Below are 17,509 nucleotides of genomic sequence, written 5' to 3'. Positions count from 1 at the left end.
TGCTGTTGCTTGCGAGAGACGCGAACTATACGGATGCCGCCGCCGCCTGTCAAGCCGGTGGCGGCAATTTCTTTTGCCGGCCGTGCCTTGCGCGGCGGCAATGTGTCATTGCCGTGCGGTGCGGGTGTTGTCCGGCGCCACGGCGGCCGGGTCGTTGCTGCGCCACGGGTTGATGTCCAGCCCGCCGCGGCGGGTGTAGCGCGCGTACACCGTCAGCCGGCTCGGTGCGCAGGCGCGCAGCACGTCGACGAAGATGCGCTCCACGCACTGCTCGTGGAATTCGTTGTGCTGGCGGAAGCCGATCAGGTAGCGCAGCAGCGTCTCGCGGTCGATCTGCGGGCCGGTATAGCTGATGGCGACGCTGCCCCAGTCCGGCTGGCCGGTGACCAGGCAGTTGGATTTCAGCAGCTGCGAAGTCAGCGTTTCGCTGACCACGTTGGCCGCATCGGCCCTGAGCGCTTCCGGGCACGGCGCGTAGCTGCTGACTTCGATGTCCAGTTCGTCGATACAGTCGCCGGCCAGCTCCGCGATCCGTTCGCCGCCGAAGTCGGCGGGGGAGCGCAGGCTGACCTGCACCTTGCGGCCGGCGGCGTTGGACAGGTCCAGCTCCAGCTGCGCGGCAACCTGCTGCCAGCTGGCGATGCGGGTCTGGTTGTAGCTGTTGAGGTACAGCTTGAACGACTTGGACTCGATCAGCCGCGGGCTGTCGGCCGGAATGCGGAAGGTGGCGATCGCCACCTGCGGCTTGCCGCGGGCATTGAGCCAGGATACTTCGTAGCCGGTCCACAGGTCGACGCCGGCAAACGGCAGCGCGCCTTCGGCGACGCCGACCTCGTCGCGCTTTTGCTGGCGCGCGATCGGGAACAGCAGGCTGGCGTCGTACTGGTCCTGGTAGTCGACCTTCTTGCCCAGTGGCGAGAATTCGGGGGTGTAGCTCGGGTTCATCATGGTCTTCCTTGGCTTGCGGCCAACCTTGGGGCGGCAACGGCTAGATGTTTAATGGTAGCGAGTCGTCAGCTTTCGCGGCGCATGAACTGGCGCGGGCGCATGCCCAGCGCCAGCAGGGTGGCGAAGTAGGCGATGGCGCCGGCGATGACCAGCAGCAGCAGCCACGCCGCGCGCTGCCAGGCGTGGCCGTGCCAGTCGATCGGCAAGACCTGCTGCAGTGCCAGCAGCGCGGCGGCCATCATCAGCACCGCCAGCAGCAGCTTGCCGAGGAAGCCGCCCCAGCCGGTTTGCGGCCGGTAGATGCCGTGCCGTTTCAGCTGGTGATAGAGCAGCGCGGCGTTGAGGCAGGCGCCGAGGCCGATCGACAGCGCGAGGCCTGCGTGGCGGAACGGGCCGATGAAGGCCAGGTTCATCAGCTGGGTGGCGGTCAGCGTCACCAGCGCGATCTTGACCGGGGTCTTGATGTTCTGCCGCGCGTAGAAGCCGGGCGCCAGCACCTTGACCAGGATCAGCCCCAGCAGGCCGATGGCGTAGGCGATCAGCGCCTGCTGCGTCATCAGCGCATCATGGGCGTTGAACTTGCCGTACATGAACAGGGTGGCGATCAGCGGTTGCGACAGCAGGGCGAGACCGACGGTGGACGGAATCGCCAGCAGCAGCGACAGGCGGATACCCCAGTCCAGCAGGCGGCTGAACTCCTCGCCGCTGTCGCGCGCCGCATGCTTGGACAGCGACGGCAGCAGGATAGTGCCCAGCGCCACGCCGAGGATGCCGGTCGGGAACTCCATCAGCCGGTCGGCGTAGTACATCCACGACACGCTGCCGGACACCAGGAAGGAGGCAAAGATGGTGTTGATCACCAGCGAGATCTGCGCGATCGACACGCCGAAGATCGCCGGCCCCATCTGGCGCACCACGCGCCACACCGCGGCGTCCTTCAGGTCCAGACGCGGCCACGGCAGCATGTCCAGCTTCTTCAGGTGCGGCAGCTGGTACAGCAGTTGCGCGATGCCGCCGATGAACACCGCCCACGCCAGCACCAGTACCGGCGGATCGAAGTAGGGCGTCAGCAGCAGCGAGCACAGGATGAAGGACACGTTCAGCAGCGTCGGCGTGAACGCCGGCACCGAGAAACGGTTCCAGGTATTCAGCACGCTGCTGGCCAGCGACGACAGCGAAATGAACAGGATATAAGGAAAGGTGATGCGCAGCAGCTCGCTGGTCAGCGCCATCTTGTCCGGATCATGGGCAAAGCCGGGCGCCGATATCCAGATGATGGCGGGGGCGGCCAGCATGCCCAGCGCGGTGACGACCAGCAACACCAGGCTCAGGGTGCCGCTGATGTGCGACAGGAAGCGGCGGGTGGCGTCCTCGCCCTGCTGTTCCTTGTATTCCGCCAGCACCGGCACGAAGGCCTGCGAGAAGGCGCCCTCGGCAAAAATGCGGCGCAGCAGATTGGGCAGCTTGAAGGCGACAAAGAAGGCGTCGGTGGCCATGCCGGCGCCGAAAACACGTGCGATGATGGCGTCGCGCACGAAGCCGAGCACGCGCGAAACCAGGGTCATGCTGCTGACTTTTGCCAGTGCTTTGAGTAAATTCATGCTTTACCGAACGGGTTGATAACGCTTTTATCGAGGGCCATAGTTTACGCGGGAGGTATTGTTGTTGCAAAACGTGATCTTAGGCCTTAAAATCTGCCGTTTCAGATTCAGCTCATCAGGAGAATTCCATGGCTAATAGCGCACAAGCTCGCAAGCGTGCACGCCAGGCCCTTAAGCAGCGCGCGCACAACGCAAGCCTGCGTACGGCCTTCCGTACCGCCGTTAAGAAAGTGATCAAAGCAATCGAAGCCGGCGACAAGGCAGTAGCAAACACTGTGTTCCTCGCTTCCGTTAAAGTGATTGATCGTCTGGCTGACAAAGGCGTGTACCACAAGAACAAGGCAGCTCGCCATAAGAGCCGTCTGTCTGCTCACATCAAGGCCATGGCTGCCTGATCCGAGTTTGACGCAAGAATACGCAAAGGCTCCGCAAACGCGGAGCCTTTTGTGTTTCTGCGTGGTCTACCGTGCTTTGTTCCTGAATTGCGGGTGAGTCGATGAAGTTGTTGCCGCCAGTCCTGTTGCTGCTAGCCAGTCAAGTCCATGCCGATGAGGCGCTGTCACCGTTCAAGCACTGCCGCGGCATTCTGGCCGATGCCGAGCGCCTGGCCTGCTTCGACGCGCTGCTGCCGCCGGCACCGTTGCTGCTGCCGTCGGAGCTGTCGGTCGCGCCGGCACCAGCGGCAGCAGTGACCACGTTGGCCGCAAACGAATTGCCGCAACTGGCCGCCGCGCCGCTGGCGGACGACGCCGGCACGCCGCCGCTCGCGCCGCGCTTCTCCGCCTCTGGGCTGGCCAGGCAGTGGGATCTGGACGAGGACAACAAGCTGGGCACCTTCGTGCTGCGTGCACACCAGCCGACCTACATCCTGCCGTTGTGGCACCTGTTCTCGCCCAATTCGCAGCCGTCGTCGCCGACGCAGGAATCGGTACGCCTGTTCGGCACCAAGCTCAACAATGTCGAAACCAAGTACCAGCTGTCGTTCAAGAGCAAGCTGTGGCAGAACGTGCTCGGCACGCCGGCCGACCTGTGGTTTGGCTACACCCAGCAGTCGCACTGGCAGATGTACAACAAGGGGCAGTCGTCGCCGTTCCGCGAGACCGACTACGAGCCGGAAGTGATGCTGACCACGCCGTTGCCGGCGCACTGGACGTGGCAGGGCTGGCGCCTGCGCATGGCCGGTGTCGGCGTGGTGCACCAGTCCAACGGCCAGACCGATCCGCTGTCGCGCAGCTGGAACCGGGTCTATGTGATGGCCGGCGCGGAAAAGGGCAACCTCAGCCTGACCGGGCGCTGGTGGTACCGGTTGCCGGAATCCGACGCTACTGACGACAATCCGGACATTACTCGCTACATGGGGCGCGGCGACGTGCAGGCGGTATACCGCTGGAACGATCACACCCTCGGCGGCCGCGTGCGCTACAACCCGCTGCACGGCAAGGGTGCGCTGCAGCTGGACTGGACCTTCCCGGTGGCGGGACGGCTGCGCGGTTATGTGCAGGGTTTTTCCGGTTACGGCGAAAGCCTGCTCGACTACAACCACCATTCGCGCGGGGTCGGTATCGGCCTGATGCTGACCGACTGGCTGGCCAACTGAGGCGCAGCGGCAAGACAAAGCGGCGGGCGACGGAGTGATCCGCCGCCCGCCGCTTTTATCCGGGTGCGGGATTACAGCTGCACGTCGCCGCTGAGCAGTGCGGCGGCCTCGCGCGCCATTTCGCCTTCCTCGTCGGTAGCCATGACATAGGCGTGGCGCGCGCTGTGCGGGGTGGTGATGCGTTGCGAGCGGGCAAGGTTGGCCGCAAGGTCGACCTCGAAGCCGAGCCAGGACAGCTGCTTCAGGATGCGGGCGCGGATCTCCGGCGAGCGCTCGCCGATGCCGGCAGTGAACACCACCGCGTCCAGCCCCTTCATCGCGGTGGCCAGTGACGCCACTTCGCGCGCGGCACGGTAGCAGAACAGCTCGATCGCTTCCTTCGCCGCCGGCTCCTTGCTGGCCAGCAGCTCGCGCATGTCGGCGGACAGGCCGGACACGCCGAGCAGGCCGCTGTGCTTGTACAGCTCCTGCCGCACCTGCGCGATGTCCATGCCTTCGTGTTCCAGCCAGTACAGCACCACTTCCGGATCGAGGTTGCCGGGACGGGTGCCCATCATCAGGCCGTCGACCGCGGAAAACCCCATGCTGGAGGCGATGCTGCGGCCGTCGTGGATGGCGCAGGCGCTGGCGCCGCTGCCGAGGTGGCAGACCACCACGCGCTGGCTGGCCAGCGCCATGTCGCCCAGCCGCCGCGCGATGGAGGCATAGGACAGACCGTGGAAGCCGTAGCGGCGGATGCCCTGTTCATGCCAGTGCCGGGCGATGCCGAAGCGGGTGGCGACCTCGGGTTGGCCGCAATGGAAGGCGGTGTCGAAGCAGGCGATCTGGGTCAGCTTGCTGTCCAGTCGCGCAAAGGCACTCATCACGGCCAGGCTGGCCGGCTGGTGCAGCGGTGCCAGCGGAATCAGCTCCGCCAGGTGGTCGACCACTTCCGGGGTCAGCACCACCGGGCTGGTGTAGCGGTCGCCGCCATGCACCACGCGGTGCGCCACCGCCACCGCTTCCAGTCCCTTGTCGGCGAGGACGTTGAGCACCGCCGCCACCGCTTCGTCGCGGCCGCTGCCGGCCAGCGTCACCCGCGTCTGGCGGCCGCCGTAGTCCAGCTCCAGGCTGGCGCCGGCGGCACCGAAACGGTCGACGAGGCCGCGTGCCAGCAGTTGTACGCCGTCCGGCTGGTAGGCACGGAATTTCAGCGTGGCGGAGCCGGCATTGATGGCGATGAGAGCCTTGCCCATGATTTATCCTTTTCTGTGGGCGGCAAAGACGTTGGCCACCGCCGCCGAGGCCAGCCGTCCGGCCGCATCATCGGCACGACTGGTCAGCACGATCGGCACCCGGGCGCCCATCACGATGCCGGCACTGGCGGCGGCTGCCAGATAGGTCAGCTGCTTGGCCAGCATATTGCCTGATTCCAGGTCCGGCACCAACAGGATGTCCGGCTCGCCGGCCACTGACGACTCGATACCCTTGGTGTCGGCCGCCGCGTGCGAGATGGCGTTGTCGAAGGCCAGCGGGCCGTCGAGCAGCGCGCCGCGGATCTGGCCGCGGTCGGACATCTTGCACAGTGCCGCCGCGTCCAGCGTGGCGCGCATCGCCGGATTGATGGTTTCCACCGCCGCCAGGATCGCCACCTTCGGCTGCGCCACGCCGAGGGCGTGGGTCAGGTCGATGGCGTTCTGGCAGATGTCGCGCTTGGTCATCAGGTCCGGCTCGATATTGATGGCGGCATCGGTGATGAACAGGTAGCGCGGATAGCTCTCCACCTTCATCACGAACACGTGGCTGATGCGGCGGTCGGTGCGGATGCCCTTGGTGCGGTCCAGCACCGCGCTCATGAACTCGTCGGTGTGCAGGCTGCCCTTCATCAGGCTGTCGGCACGGCCGTCGCGCACCAGCGCCACCGCGCGCTCGGCGGCGGCGTGGCTGTGCTCGGCGTCGATCACCTCGAAGCGGGCGAGGTCGATGTCCATGCCGGCGGCCAGCTTGAGCAGCTTGGCGCGCGGGGCGATCAGGATCGGGGTGGCGATGCCGTGGTCGGCGGCCTCGACCGCGCCCAGCAGCGCTTCCGGGCTGCAGGGGTGGGCCACCGCCATCGGCTGCGGGCCGTTGGCGGTGGCCTGGCTGATGATGTCGCTAAAGGCGTGTGCGTCGCGGATCATGATGTCAGTCCTCAGGCCATGATGTTGAAGCCACCATCGACATAGGTGACCTCGCCGGTCAGCGCGCGGGCGGCGTCGGAGGCGAGGAAGGCGCAGGTGTTGCCGACGTCCTCGATGTCCACCAGCCGGTTTTGCGGCGCGCGGGCGATGGCGTCGTCGATCAGCTGGTCGAAGTGGGCGATGCCGCTGGCGGCACGGGTTTTCAGCGGCCCCGGCGAGATGGTGTGCACGCGGATGCCTTTCGGGCCCAGCTCGTGCGCCATGTAGCGGGTGGTGCTTTCCAGCGCCGCCTTCACCGGCCCCATGATGTTGTAGTTCTCGACCACCTTGTCGGCGCCGTGATAGCTCATGGTGATCAGTGCGCCGCCGTTCTTCATCAGCGGCTCGGCCAGGCGCGCCATCTCGATGAAGGAGTAGCACGATACACGCATTGCCTGCAGGAAACCGTCGCGCGAGCAGTCGGTGACGCGGCCGTGCAGGTCGTCCATCGGGCAGAAGGCGATGGAGTGCACCACGAAGTCGATCTGGCCCCAGGTTTCCTCGATCGCGGCGAACACCTGTTCCAGCTGGCCGTCAGCCTGCACGTCCAGCGGCAGGATCAGCGGTGCGGCCAAGCCTTCGGCCAGCGGGCGCACGAATTTTTCCGCCTTCTCGTTGAGGTAGGTGATGGCGACTTCGGCGCCCTGTTCCCGCATGATCTTGGCGCAACCGTAGGCGATGCTGTGTTCGTTGGCGATACCGACAATCAGGCCGCGTTTGCCGGCGAGGGGCAGGTGGGATGGGCTCATGCTGATCAACTCCAGTAGGTAAGTAAGGATGACGCTGCCGGCAAAGCATCGCGCGGACGTGTTGCAATGCAATGAAGCGAGCGTTTTCTATTGTTCTATCAGTCGGATATAATCATCCGTTTACTTGGCGAGCTACTTGATCGCCAACGCTTGTGACCCCATTATCATGCAGGGTTTTATTGCAGCAAGCTTTGATGCACTGCAATATCTGATCGCATTATGTCATCGTCTTTGTTTGTGGAGTGCTAAAACATGCCGATTTACGAATACCGTTGTGATGCCTGTGGCGTGCAGAACGAACATCTGCAGAAGATGAGCGATGCAGCACTGACCGATTGCCCGTCCTGCGGCAGCCAGAGTTACAACAAGGTACTGACTGCGGCCGGCTTCCAGCTCAAGGGCAGCGGCTGGTACGTTACCGATTTCAAGAACAGTGGCAGCGGTCCGGCTTGCGGTAGCGGCGGTTGCGGAAGTGGCGGTTGTGCCTGAGATACCGATGAAACATATCAAAATGACGTTGCGCGGCTACCTGATTGCCGGTCTGCTGATCTGGCTGCCGATCGCCATCACGCTGTGGGTGCTGAACCTGATCATCGGCACCCTGGACCAGACCGTGAACGTGCTGCCGCAGGGCTGGCGTCCGGAGAGCCTGTTCGGCTTCGACATTCCCGGCCTCGGCGTGGTGCTGGCGTTCGCGGTGCTGCTGGGCACCGGCTTCATGGCGGCCAACGTGCTCGGCCAGCGCCTGCTCGACCTGTGGGAGCTGGTGCTGACGCGCACGCCGGTGGTGAAAACCATCTACAACAGCGTGAAGCAGGTCAGCGACACCCTGCTGTCCGATTCCGGCCAGGCCTTCCGCAAGGCGCTGCTGGTGCGCTTCCCGCACCAGAACGCGTGGACCATCGCCTTCCAGACCGGCGCCCCTTCCGGCGAGGTGAAGCAGCAGCTGGGCGAGGATGACTTCATCAGCGTCTACGTGCCGACCACGCCGAACCCGACCTCCGGCTACTTCATCATCGTGCCGAAGCAGGACACGCGCGAACTGGACATGTCGGTGGACGCGGCACTGAAATACGTCATTTCCATGGGCGTTGTCGCGCCCAGTGCCCCCGATAGTGAAAAACGCAAGTAAAATGCGTTATTGAATGAACTCCGCAGAGGCCGGTCGTCCCGCCTCTGCCTTTGTTTTTATTAAAAGAATCTTCGAATTTAAGGCTAAAAGGCTTCTGCATGAGAACCGACTACTGCGGCTTGATTGATAAAAAATTCCTCGGCCAGACCGTTACGGTCAAGGGCTGGGCCCATCGTCGTCGTGACCACGGCGGCGTGATCTTCATCGACCTGCGCGACCGTGAAGGTCTGGTGCAGGTGGTGATCGATCCGGACACCCCGGAAGCATTCCAGACCGCCGACAGCACCCGTAACGAATTCGTGCTGGCGATCACCGGTATCGTGCGCGAGCGCCCGGCCGGCACCGCCAACAGCAAGATGATCTCCGGCGAGATCGAGATCCTGGCCAAGCACATCGAGATCCTGAACGCCGCGGCCACGCCGCCGTTCCAGATCGACGACGAAAACCTGTCCGAGAACGTGCGCCTGACCAACCGCGTGATCGACCTGCGCCGTCCGGCGATGCAGAAGAACCTGCGCCTGCGCTACCGCGTGGCGATGGGGGTGCGCAACCATCTGGACAAGCAGGGCTTCATCGACATCGAAACGCCGATGCTGACCCGTTCCACCCCGGAAGGCGCCCGCGACTACCTGGTGCCGTCGCGCGTGCATCCGGGCGAATTCTTCGCGCTGCCGCAATCGCCGCAGCTGTTCAAGCAGCTGCTGATGGTGGCCGGCTTCGACCGCTACTACCAGATCACCAAGTGCTTCCGTGACGAAGATCTGCGTGCCGACCGCCAGCCGGAATTCACCCAGATCGATATCGAGACCTCGTTCCTGAACGAGGACGAGATCATGGACATCACCGAAACCATGGCGCAGGAAATCTTCCGCGACGTGATGGGGGTGGAGCTGGGCAAGTTCCCGCGCATGGCCTACAACGACGCGATGTTCTACTACGGCTCCGACAAGCCGGATCTGCGCGTGTCGCTCAAGTTCACCGAGCTGACCGATCTGATGAAGACCGAGGAGTTCAAGGTGTTCCGTGGCGCCGCCGACATGGCCAATGGCCGCGTGGTGGCCCTGCGCGTACCGGGCGGTGCCGCGCTGTCGCGCAAGGAAATCGACGACTACACCCAGTTCGTTGGCATCTACGGCGCCAAGGGTCTGGCCTACATCAAGGTCAACGACAAGAGCAAGATCACCAATGACGAAAGCAGCGGCCTGCAGTCGCCGATCGTCAAGTTCCTGTCGGTTAACGCGCTGAACGAAATCATGGCGCGTACCGGTGCCGATAACGGCGACATCATCTTCTTCGGCGCCGACAAGGCCAAGGTGGTGAACGAGGCCATCGGCGCGCTGCGCATCAAGATCGGCCACGAACGTGGCGAAGCCGGCGGCTATTTCGTCAAGGAATGGCGCCCGCTGTGGGTGGTGGACTTCCCGATGTTCGAACACGACGAAGACGCCGACCGCTGGACCGCCTGCCACCATCCGTTCACCAGCCCGAAACCGGGCCACGAAGACCTGATGGACACCGATCCGGGTGCGTGCATCGCGCGTGCCTATGACATGGTGCTCAACGGCTGGGAAATCGGTGGCGGTTCGGTGCGTATCCACCGCGCCGACATCCAGGAAAAGGTGTTCGCCGCGCTGAAGATCAGCCCGGAAGAACAGCAGAACAAGTTCGGCTTCCTGCTCGACAACCTGAAGTTCGGCGCGCCGCCACACGGTGGCCTGGCCTTCGGTCTGGACCGTCTGGTGACGCTGATGTGCGGCGCCGAGTCGATCCGCGACGTGATCGCGTTCCCGAAAACGCAACGTGCGCAGTGTCTGCTGACCAGCGCGCCGAATGCGGTGGACGAGAAGCAGCTGAAGGAACTGAACCTGCGCCTGCGCCAGAAGGCCGAGCCGACCGCCTAAGGTTGGCCGCAAGGCAGCAACAGCAAACGGGAGCCGCGGCTCCCGTTTTTTCATGCGCCGCGCGCTTGCTTACGCCTGCGGCGGGGGGGGCTCGCCTGCGGGGCTCTCCTCCTCGGGCAGTAGTGCCGGCTGCTGCTGGCAGCCGATCACCACCAGCGAGGCGTCGTCCAGGTGCGGCTGCTGCTGCAGGTGCTGCTGCAACGCGGCGGCGATCCGCGTCACGGTGTCGTGCCCCTGTGCCGCGCGGGCGGCCTGCAGCACGCCGTCCTCGCCAAACTGCTGCTGCGCCGCGTTGCGCGCCTCGGTGACGCCGTCGGAGCAGACGATGATCTCGCCGTCATGCTGCCAGTGGTACTGCTCTTGCTGCTGCTCGAACGCCTCCGGTGGCAGCGTGCCCAGCGGCGGATGAGCGGAGCGGAAGGTCTTTTCCAGTTCGCCGTGCCGGTTGAGGAAGCTGCAGCAGGGAATGCCGCCGTTCCACACCGTGATGCGCCGGCTGCGGTAATCGATGGCGAGCAGCGCGGCGGCGACGAAGTGGCCGGTGGGCAGGGTCTGGTACAGCTTGCGGTTGATCGACTCGGCGATCTGGCCGATGCCGAAGCCACTCCGGGTCATCGCGTGAAAGCTGTCGATCGCCGGCAGGCAGCAGATGGCCGCCACCAGCCCGTGGCCGGTGCTGTCGGCCAGCATCACGTGGTCGGCGCCGGATGGCGAGCGCGCGATGCAGATCACGTCGCCGCTGAGGTGTACCGCCGACTTCAGCCAGCTGTGGATATTGTGCTGCTGCGCATTGGCGGCGGTGTTGAAGCTTTCCAGTACGTGCTGCGCCAAGCTGTGTTCCTGCTGGGTGGTGGCGTAGTACTGCTCCAGCTGGCGGTTGCTGTCGCCCAGGCGCGCCTGCATGTCGATCACGCGCAGCAGGCTGCTGATCTTGGCCGACAGCAGCGGCAGGTTGACCGGCTTGGTCAGGTAGTCGTCGCCGCCGGCCTCCAGCCCGTGCAGGTAGTCGGCTTCTTCGTTCATCGCCGACAGGAACACGATCGGGATCCAGTGCCCGGCCAGTTGCCGGCGGATGTGGCGGGTGGCGCTGAAGCCGTCCATCACCGGCATCAGGATGTCCATCAGTATCATGTCCGGCATGCTGGTGGCGCAATATTCGACCGCCTCCTGCCCGTTGCTGGCAGTCACCGGCAGGTGTCCCAGCTGGCGGATGAAGCGGGCCAGCATGGTGCGATGCAGGCTGACATCGTCTACCGCCAGTATGGTCAGCTGTTTGCTCATGGTCATCCCGCGGCGGGTGGTTGAAAGGGAGCGGGGCGCCAACGGCCGCCCCTGTCGTATTTTAATCCAGATTGCGGCCAACGTTATCTGCTTCGCATGGCCGGCCATCCCATGGCGCGTGGTGGCCGGGGATGAGGGGTACACTGGCGGCGTGGTGATTGCCCGCCTTAATGGCGGCAATTTGGATATTCAATTGGCAGCTGGCGCCGCCGCTGATTTATAAACGTGCCAGTTTGCGGAATCAATGTCCGCAGGATTCACACATAACCGAACTCCAAGGAGAATTACATGGCCGTACTTGTAGGCAAACAGGCACCGTTCTTTGCAGGCGAAAAAACCTTCTCCGCCGTTCTGGGCGATGGTCAGATTGTTGACAACTATTCCTTCCAGCAGGCGACTGAAGGCAAGTACGCCGTGGTGTTCTTCTACCCGCTGGACTTCACCTTCGTATGCCCGTCCGAGCTGATCGCGTTTGATCACCGTCTGGCCGAGTTCAAGGCCCGCAACGTGGAAGTGATCGGCGTGTCCATCGACAGCCAGTTCTCCCACGCCGCATGGCGCAACACCCCGGTGGAAAAAGGCGGTATCGGCCAGGTGGGCTACACCCTAGTGGCCGACATCCAGCACGAGCTGTGCAAGGCCTTCGACGTGGAAGCCGACGGTGGCGTGGCCTTCCGTGGCTCCTTCCTTATCGACAAGTCCGGCGTGGTACAGCACCAGGTGGTCAACAACCTGCCGCTGGGCCGCGACGTGGACGAGATGCTGCGCATGGTTGACGCGCTGCAGTTCACCGAAGAACACGGTGAAGTATGCCCGGCCGGCTGGAACAAGGGCAAGAAAGGCATGAAGCCGTCCGCCGAAGGCGTGGCTTCCTACCTGGCCGAGAACGCCGCCGCGCTGTAATCAGCGCCAGCCCTAGGGTTGGCCGCAGTCACCACCCTGCATCCGCGATGCAGGGTTTTTTTATGGCGTCGGCGCCAGCATCTGGCGCAACGCGCCGGCCTGCAGCAGCACGGTCAGCAGCGCCACCCCGGCGCACAGCCACCACAGCAGCGCGCCGCCGAACTGGCCGTAGGCCCAGGTGCCGATCGCCGGCGCGTACAGCGTGCGCCCGCTCCACGCCGCGGCGTAGACGCCGAGGTAGCGGCCGCGCTGACGTCCCTCCGAGCGCTGCATCACGATCACCGACCAGGTCGGCGACAGCAGCAGTTCGCCGATGGTCAGCACCAGCATCGCCAGCAGCGCCCAGCCGGCGGCGACGCCGGCATTGAGCAGCAGGAAGCTCATGCCGATGCACAGCACGCCGAGGTGTGAGCAGCGCTGCAGCCCCCAGCGGCCGACGCGGTGGGCAATGCTGACCTGCAGCGCCACCACCATCAGCCCGTTGAGGGTAAACAAGTAGCCGATCCACTCCGGCCCCAGCCGGTAGTGTTCGCGCAGGAACATGCCCAGCGTGCCGTACATCTGGTCGAATACCGCCAGGATCAGCAGCTGCCCGGCGATGAAGCGCAAAAAGGCACGGTCCTGCCACGGCGAGCCGTCCGGTGTCTCAAGGTTGGCCGCAGGGGCTTGCGCCCGGCCCGACTGCGGCGGCTGGCGGCGATAGGCGGCCACCAGCCACAGGCAGGCCAGCAGGCTGGCACAGCCCTGCGCCACGAACACCCACTGGTAGCCGTACACCGCCAGCAGGCCGCCGGTGATACCGGCCAGCGAGGTGCCGAGGTTGAACGCCACCCGGTACAGCCCTTGCGCGGTGGCGCGCTGCGCCGGCGCGCACGGCTCCAGCACCAGCCGCATATTGCCGGGGCGGAAGCCGCCGTCGGCGATGCCGGTCAGCAGCAGCAGCGGCACGAAGCCCCACACCGGCAGCGGCAGCGCCAGCGACATGGTCAGCAGCCCGCTGGCCAGCAGCAGCGCCGCGCACAGCTTGCGGGTATCGAGGCGGTCGCTGAGGGCGCCGCCGCCGTAGGCGCCCAGCACGCAGCCCAGACCGTAGCAGCCCATCAGCAGGCCGATGCTGCCGTAGGGCAGCCGGTAGCGCTCCAGAAAATAGAGCGGCAGGAACAGCTTGGCGATGCCGCCCATGGTGTTGATCATGGTGGCGACGATCTGGATGTAGACGCCGGCCGGCAGGCCGCGGAACGGGGTGACCAGGCGCTGGGCGAGCGCGGCGGCAAGAGCGGGCATGGGGAATCCTTGTGGGAAAGCGGCAGCGGGCGGACAGCCGGATGGGCCGCCGCAGTCACAAGGTTAACCTTTATGTCATGAAGTGTGGCAAAAGCCTGAGAAACGTTGCGTTCACCACAAAAAACAGTGATTCCTGCTATTTTCTGGCGATTAGCGGCGTCAGCGCCGGCAGCACGTTGCGCACCATGCGCGGCTGCGCCTGCGCGACCGGATGGATGCCGTCGCCCTGGAACAGCGCCAGATCCTGCTCGAAACCGGCCACCAGCAGCGGCACCAGCGGCACTTTGTGCTGGCGTGCCACTTTGTCATACACCTGCCGGAACTTGGCGCCGTAATCGGGGCCATAATTGGGGGGCAGCGCCATGCCGACCAGCAGCACCCGCGCGCCGGCGCGCTGGGCCAGGCGGACCATGGCGGACAGGTTGTCCTGCATCGCCGGCAGCGGCAGGCCGCGCAGGCCGTCGTTGCCGCCCAGCTCCAGAATCAGCACCTCCGGGCGCTGTTGCCGCAGCACCGCCGGCAGCCGCGCCAAACCGCCGGCGGTGGTTTCGCCGGACAGGCTGCTGTTGATGACCTGATGCGTGCTGCCCAGTTGTTGTTGCAGCAGCCTGACCCAGCCCTGTTCCGGGCGCAGGCCATAGGCGGCGGACAGGCTGTCGCCGAACACCACGATACGCGCGGCGTGTGCCATGTGCGGCGCCAGCAGCAAGACAACCAGCAGAAAGCAGCGATAAAGCATGAATCCCTCTCCAGAAAATAACGTGATCCTGCGCGCCGAAGCGCTGGCACGCCAAGTCGACTACCACGGCCAGACGCTGACCATCTTGCACCAAGCCAGCTTCAGTGTCGCCGCCGGCGAGAGCGTCGCCATCGTCGGCGCCTCCGGCAGCGGCAAATCCACGCTGCTTGCCATTCTGGCAGGGCTGGACCCGGCAAGTTCCGGCGAGGTGTGGCTGGACGGCCAGGCGCTGTCGGCGCTGGACGAGGACCAGCGCGCGCTGCTGCGCCGCGACAAGGTCGGCTTCGTGTTCCAGAACTTCCAGCTGATGCCGCAATTCACCGCGCTGGAAAACGTGATGCTGCCGCTGGAGCTGGCCGGACGCGGCGATGCCCGCGCCGCCGCCAGCGCCATGCTGCAGCGTGTCGGCCTCGGCCACCGTCTCGATCACTACCCGCGCCACCTGTCCGGCGGCGAGCAGCAGCGGGTGGCGCTGGCGCGCGCCTTCGTGGTGCGGCCAACCTTGCTGTTTGCCGACGAGCCGACCGGCAACCTCGATCCGGCCACCGGGCGGCAGGTGATTGAGCTGCTGTTCCAGCTCAACGCCGAGGCCGGCACCGCGCTGGTGCTGGTCACCCACGACACCGCGCTGGCGTCGCGCTGTGCCGCGGTCTACCGCCTCAACGACGGCCGCCTGCAGCGGGAGGCGACATGAGCCGGCTGTCGCTGCAGATGGGCTGGCGCCTGTTGCGGCGCGAGCTGCGTGCCGGCGAGCTGACGGTGCTGCTGCTGGCGCTGCTGGTGGCGGTGACGGCGATGAGCAGCGTCGCCTTCTTTTCCGACCGCATCGAGCAGGCGCTGACGCGGCAGGCCAGCCAGCTGCTGGCCGCCGACCTGGTGTCCAACGGTAACCGGCCGCCGCCGGCCTCGTGGCAACAGCAGGCGGCGCAGCGCGGCCTGCAGCAGGCGCAGTCGGCCACCTTCCCGTCCATGGTGTTCGCCCGCGAACAGGCGGTGCTGGCGACGCTGAAGGCGGTTACCGCCGGCTATCCGCTGCGCGGCGAGGTGCAGCTGCGCACGCTACAGGGGCCGAAAGAGGGACGGCTGGCGCCGGCGCCGGGCGAGCTGTGGGCCGATACGCGGCTGCTGCAGAAGCTGGGCCTGCGCCTGGGCGACAGCGTGCGCCTGGGCAACGTCAGCCTGCGCCTGAGCGCGGAAGTGCTGCGCGAACCGGACGGCGCGATGGACCTGTACAACTTCATCCCGCGCGTGCTGTTCAACCACGCCGACCTGGCCGCCACCGGCCTGGTCCAGGACGGCAGCCGCGTGCGCTACCGGCTGATGGTGGCCGGCGATGCCGCCAGCGTGGCCGGCTACCGTCAGTGGCTGGCGCCGCAACTGGACCGCCGCACGCGGCTGGAGGATGTCGAGGAGGCGCGGCCGGAGGTGAAATCGGCGCTGGAGCGGGCGCGGCGCTTCCTCGGCCTGACCGCGCTGCTGTCGGTGCTGCTGTCGGCGGCGGCGGTGGCGCTGGCGGTGCGCCGCTACCTGGCGCGGCACTGGCAGAGCGTGGCGGTGATGCGCGCGCTGGGGCAGACCGGTAGCGAGGTGGCGCTGGTGTGGGGCAGCCTGTTCCTGTGGCTGGCGCTGGTGGCCGGTGTGCTCGGCACCGTCGCCGGTTACGGCGTGCAGGCCGGCTTGCTGCTGCTGGCGCAGCAGTGGCTGGGCGCGGGGCTGCCGGCGCCGGCGCTAACCGCCTGGCTGAGCGGGCCGCTGTCGGCGCTGATCCTGCTCGCCGGGTTTGCGCTGCCGCCGCTGTTGGCGCTGCGCCGCATTCCGGCGGTGGCGGTGTTGCGTGCCGACATGCCGACCTCCAGCCGTTCGCTGCTGGCGCCGCTGCTGGCCATTGTCGCGCTGCTCGGCCTGGCGGCGTGGCAGGTCGGCGACAGCACGCTGGCGCTGTGGCTGCTGGGCGGGCTGGTCGGCTTCCTGCTGGCGGTCGGCCTGCTGGCCTGGGGCGTGGTGCGCCTGCTGCGCCGCGTGCCGCTGTCCGGTGCCGTCGGCTGGCGCCACGGTGCGGCCAACCTGGCGCGGCGGCCGTGGCTGGCGGTGATCCAGATCGCGGCGCTGTCGGTGAGCCTGATGGCGCTGCTGACGCTGACCGTGGTGCGCGACGACCTGATCGGCGCCTGGCAGAAGTCGCTGCCGGCCGATGCGCCGGATTCGTTCCTGATCAATCTGCAGGCGCCGCAGCAGGCGACGCTGGACGCGCTGTTCGCCAAGGTTGGCCGCAGCGCGCCGCAGGCGGCGCCGATGACGCGGGCGCGGCTGTTGATGATCAACGAGCGCGCGGTGAAGGGCAGCGACTACGAGGACGAACGTGCGCAGCGGCTGGCCGAGCGCGAGTTCAACCTGTCGTGGCGCGCCGCGCCGCCGCCGGGCAACGGCTTTGCCGCCGGCAAGTGGTGGCCGGCGGACAGCACGCAGCCGGCGTTCTCGGTGGAACAGGGGCTGGCCGAGACGCTGGGCATCCGCATGGGCGACGTACTGGTGTTCGACATCGCCGGCACCCGCTGGCAGGCGCCGGTGACCAGCCTGCGCAAGGTGGCGTGGGACAGCTTCCAGCCCAATTTCTTCGTCATCGCGCCGCAGGGCTGGATGGGTGGCGAGAGCGCCAGCTACATCACCAGCTACCGCGCGCCGGACAAGGACTTCAACAACCGGCTGGTGGCGGCGCTGCCCAATGTCACCGTGATCGACATCAGCGTCATCGTGCGTGAGGTGAAGGCGGTGATCGGGCGCCTGGCGCTGGCGGTGGAAACCATGTTCAGCCTGGCGCTGGCGGCGGGGGTGCTGGTGCTGTGGGCGGCGCTGGCCGCTACCCGCGACGAGCGGCAGTTCGATGTCGCGCTGTTGCGCGCGCTGGGCGCCTCGCGGCAGCAGGTGCGTGCGGTGATCCTCGCCGAGCTGGCGTGGCTGGGCGGACTGACCGGGCTCTTGGCCGGCATCGGCGCGATGGCGATCGGCAGCCTGGTGGCGGTGCAGCTGTTCAACCTGCCGCTGGCGCCGAACCTGTGGCTGCCGTTGCTGGGCGCGCTGTGCGGTGGCGCGGTGGTCGGCCTTGCCGGCTGGCCGCTGCTGCGTAAAATCACGCGCACCCCACCCACCGACATACTGCGCAACAGCTGAGACAGGAG

General features: G+C 66.1%; 17 protein-coding genes. 9 read left to right on the top strand and 8 right to left on the bottom strand.

Annotated features, from left to right (window positions below; all coding sequences use genetic code 11):
- Window positions 1-105: 105 nt before the first annotated feature.
- Window positions 106-945: an NADPH-dependent 7-cyano-7-deazaguanine reductase QueF gene (queF, locus tag C8E02_RS00155; RefSeq protein ID WP_484444092.1), complete on the bottom strand. Its 840-nt coding sequence runs from the start codon at window positions 943-945 to the stop codon at window positions 106-108.
- A 68-nt stretch (window positions 946-1,013) separates the two neighbouring features.
- Entirely contained in the window at window positions 1,014-2,549 is a 1,536-nt protein-coding gene (murJ, locus tag C8E02_RS00150) for a murein biosynthesis integral membrane protein MurJ (protein ID WP_120809197.1), read from the bottom strand.
- A gap of 128 nt (window positions 2,550-2,677) precedes the next feature.
- On the opposite strand from murJ, the gene rpsT reads away from it, so the two are divergent.
- Together rpsT and C8E02_RS00140 are read left to right on the top strand one after the other, a co-directional pair.
- Window positions 2,678-2,944, top strand: a complete 267-nt coding sequence (gene rpsT / locus C8E02_RS00145; RefSeq protein WP_047967825.1) for a 30S ribosomal protein S20 — start codon at window positions 2,678-2,680, stop codon at window positions 2,942-2,944.
- A gap of 101 nt (window positions 2,945-3,045) precedes the next feature.
- Complete coding sequence (locus C8E02_RS00140; protein ID WP_120809196.1) at window positions 3,046-4,146, top strand: phospholipase A; 1,101 nt, start codon at window positions 3,046-3,048, stop codon at window positions 4,144-4,146.
- Window positions 4,147-4,217: 71 nt separating this feature from the next.
- On the opposite strand, the gene C8E02_RS00135 is transcribed toward C8E02_RS00140, so the two are convergent.
- The 3 genes from C8E02_RS00135 to fabI are packed head-to-tail and all read right to left on the bottom strand — an operon-like array spanning window position 4,218 to window position 7,093.
- Window positions 4,218-5,381: an acetate/propionate family kinase gene (locus C8E02_RS00135; protein WP_120809195.1), complete on the bottom strand. Its 1,164-nt coding sequence runs from the start codon at window positions 5,379-5,381 to the stop codon at window positions 4,218-4,220.
- A gap of 3 nt (window positions 5,382-5,384) precedes the next feature.
- A complete protein-coding gene (locus C8E02_RS00130; protein WP_120809194.1) occupies window positions 5,385-6,305 on the bottom strand; it encodes a bifunctional enoyl-CoA hydratase/phosphate acetyltransferase in 921 nt (306 codons plus the stop codon).
- An 11-nt stretch (window positions 6,306-6,316) separates the two neighbouring features.
- Complete coding sequence (fabI, locus tag C8E02_RS00125) at window positions 6,317-7,093, bottom strand: enoyl-ACP reductase FabI (RefSeq protein ID WP_047967858.1); 777 nt, start codon at window positions 7,091-7,093, stop codon at window positions 6,317-6,319.
- A 252-nt stretch (window positions 7,094-7,345) separates the two neighbouring features.
- Between fabI and C8E02_RS00120 the strand changes: the two genes are divergently transcribed.
- The 3 genes from C8E02_RS00120 (at window position 7,346) to aspS (ending at window position 10,126) form a co-directional block, all read left to right on the top strand.
- Window positions 7,346-7,582 (top strand): FmdB family zinc ribbon protein, encoded by a 237-nt coding sequence (locus C8E02_RS00120; protein ID WP_047967829.1) that lies wholly within the window; start codon window positions 7,346-7,348, stop codon window positions 7,580-7,582.
- Between the two features lie 7 nt (window positions 7,583-7,589).
- Window positions 7,590-8,225: a DUF502 domain-containing protein gene (locus C8E02_RS00115; RefSeq protein ID WP_047967830.1), complete on the top strand. Its 636-nt coding sequence runs from the start codon at window positions 7,590-7,592 to the stop codon at window positions 8,223-8,225.
- A 98-nt stretch (window positions 8,226-8,323) separates the two neighbouring features.
- Window positions 8,324-10,126 carry an aspartate--tRNA ligase gene (gene aspS / locus C8E02_RS00110; protein WP_120809193.1) on the top strand — a complete coding sequence of 601 codons (1,803 nt, stop codon included), beginning with the start codon at window positions 8,324-8,326 and terminating at the stop codon, window positions 10,124-10,126.
- 69 nt (window positions 10,127-10,195) lie between these two features.
- Here aspS and C8E02_RS00105 read toward each other — a convergent pair whose 3' ends face one another.
- A complete protein-coding gene (locus C8E02_RS00105; RefSeq protein ID WP_170152064.1) occupies window positions 10,196-11,407 on the bottom strand; it encodes a SpoIIE family protein phosphatase in 1,212 nt (403 codons plus the stop codon).
- Between C8E02_RS00105 and C8E02_RS17320 the strand changes: the two genes are divergently transcribed.
- Window positions 11,406-11,630, top strand: coding sequence for a hypothetical protein (locus tag C8E02_RS17320; protein ID WP_170152063.1), 225 nt, complete (start codon window positions 11,406-11,408; stop codon window positions 11,628-11,630). The two genes, C8E02_RS00105 and C8E02_RS17320, sit on opposite strands and share 2 nt — an antisense overlap.
- A 65-nt stretch (window positions 11,631-11,695) precedes the next feature.
- Entirely contained in the window at window positions 11,696-12,310 is a 615-nt protein-coding gene (locus tag C8E02_RS00100) for a peroxiredoxin (protein ID WP_120809191.1), read from the top strand.
- 60 nt (window positions 12,311-12,370) lie between these two features.
- Here the strand turns inward: C8E02_RS00100 and C8E02_RS00095 are convergent, their stop codons facing one another.
- Window positions 12,371-13,594, bottom strand: coding sequence for an MFS transporter (locus tag C8E02_RS00095; RefSeq protein ID WP_120809190.1), 1,224 nt, complete (start codon window positions 13,592-13,594; stop codon window positions 12,371-12,373).
- A gap of 136 nt (window positions 13,595-13,730) precedes the next feature.
- On the bottom strand, window positions 13,731-14,333 hold the full coding sequence (locus C8E02_RS00090; RefSeq protein ID WP_047967835.1) for an arylesterase: 603 nt from the start codon (window positions 14,331-14,333) through the stop codon (window positions 13,731-13,733).
- On the opposite strand from C8E02_RS00090, the gene C8E02_RS00085 reads away from it, so the two are divergent.
- Window positions 14,332-15,027 (top strand): ABC transporter ATP-binding protein, encoded by a 696-nt coding sequence (locus C8E02_RS00085; RefSeq protein WP_120809189.1) that lies wholly within the window; start codon window positions 14,332-14,334, stop codon window positions 15,025-15,027. The genes C8E02_RS00090 and C8E02_RS00085 overlap by 2 nt on opposite strands.
- Window positions 15,024-17,501, top strand: a complete 2,478-nt coding sequence (locus C8E02_RS00080; protein WP_170152062.1) for an ABC transporter permease — start codon at window positions 15,024-15,026, stop codon at window positions 17,499-17,501. Before C8E02_RS00085 ends, C8E02_RS00080 begins: the two co-directional genes overlap by 4 nt.
- The last annotated feature ends 8 nt before the right edge of the window (window positions 17,502-17,509 follow it).

This window comes from Vogesella indigofera (assembly GCF_003633895.1).
GTDB lineage: Bacteria > Pseudomonadota > Gammaproteobacteria > Burkholderiales > Chromobacteriaceae > Vogesella > Vogesella indigofera.
This window is presented reverse-complemented; position numbering and strand designations above follow the sequence as displayed.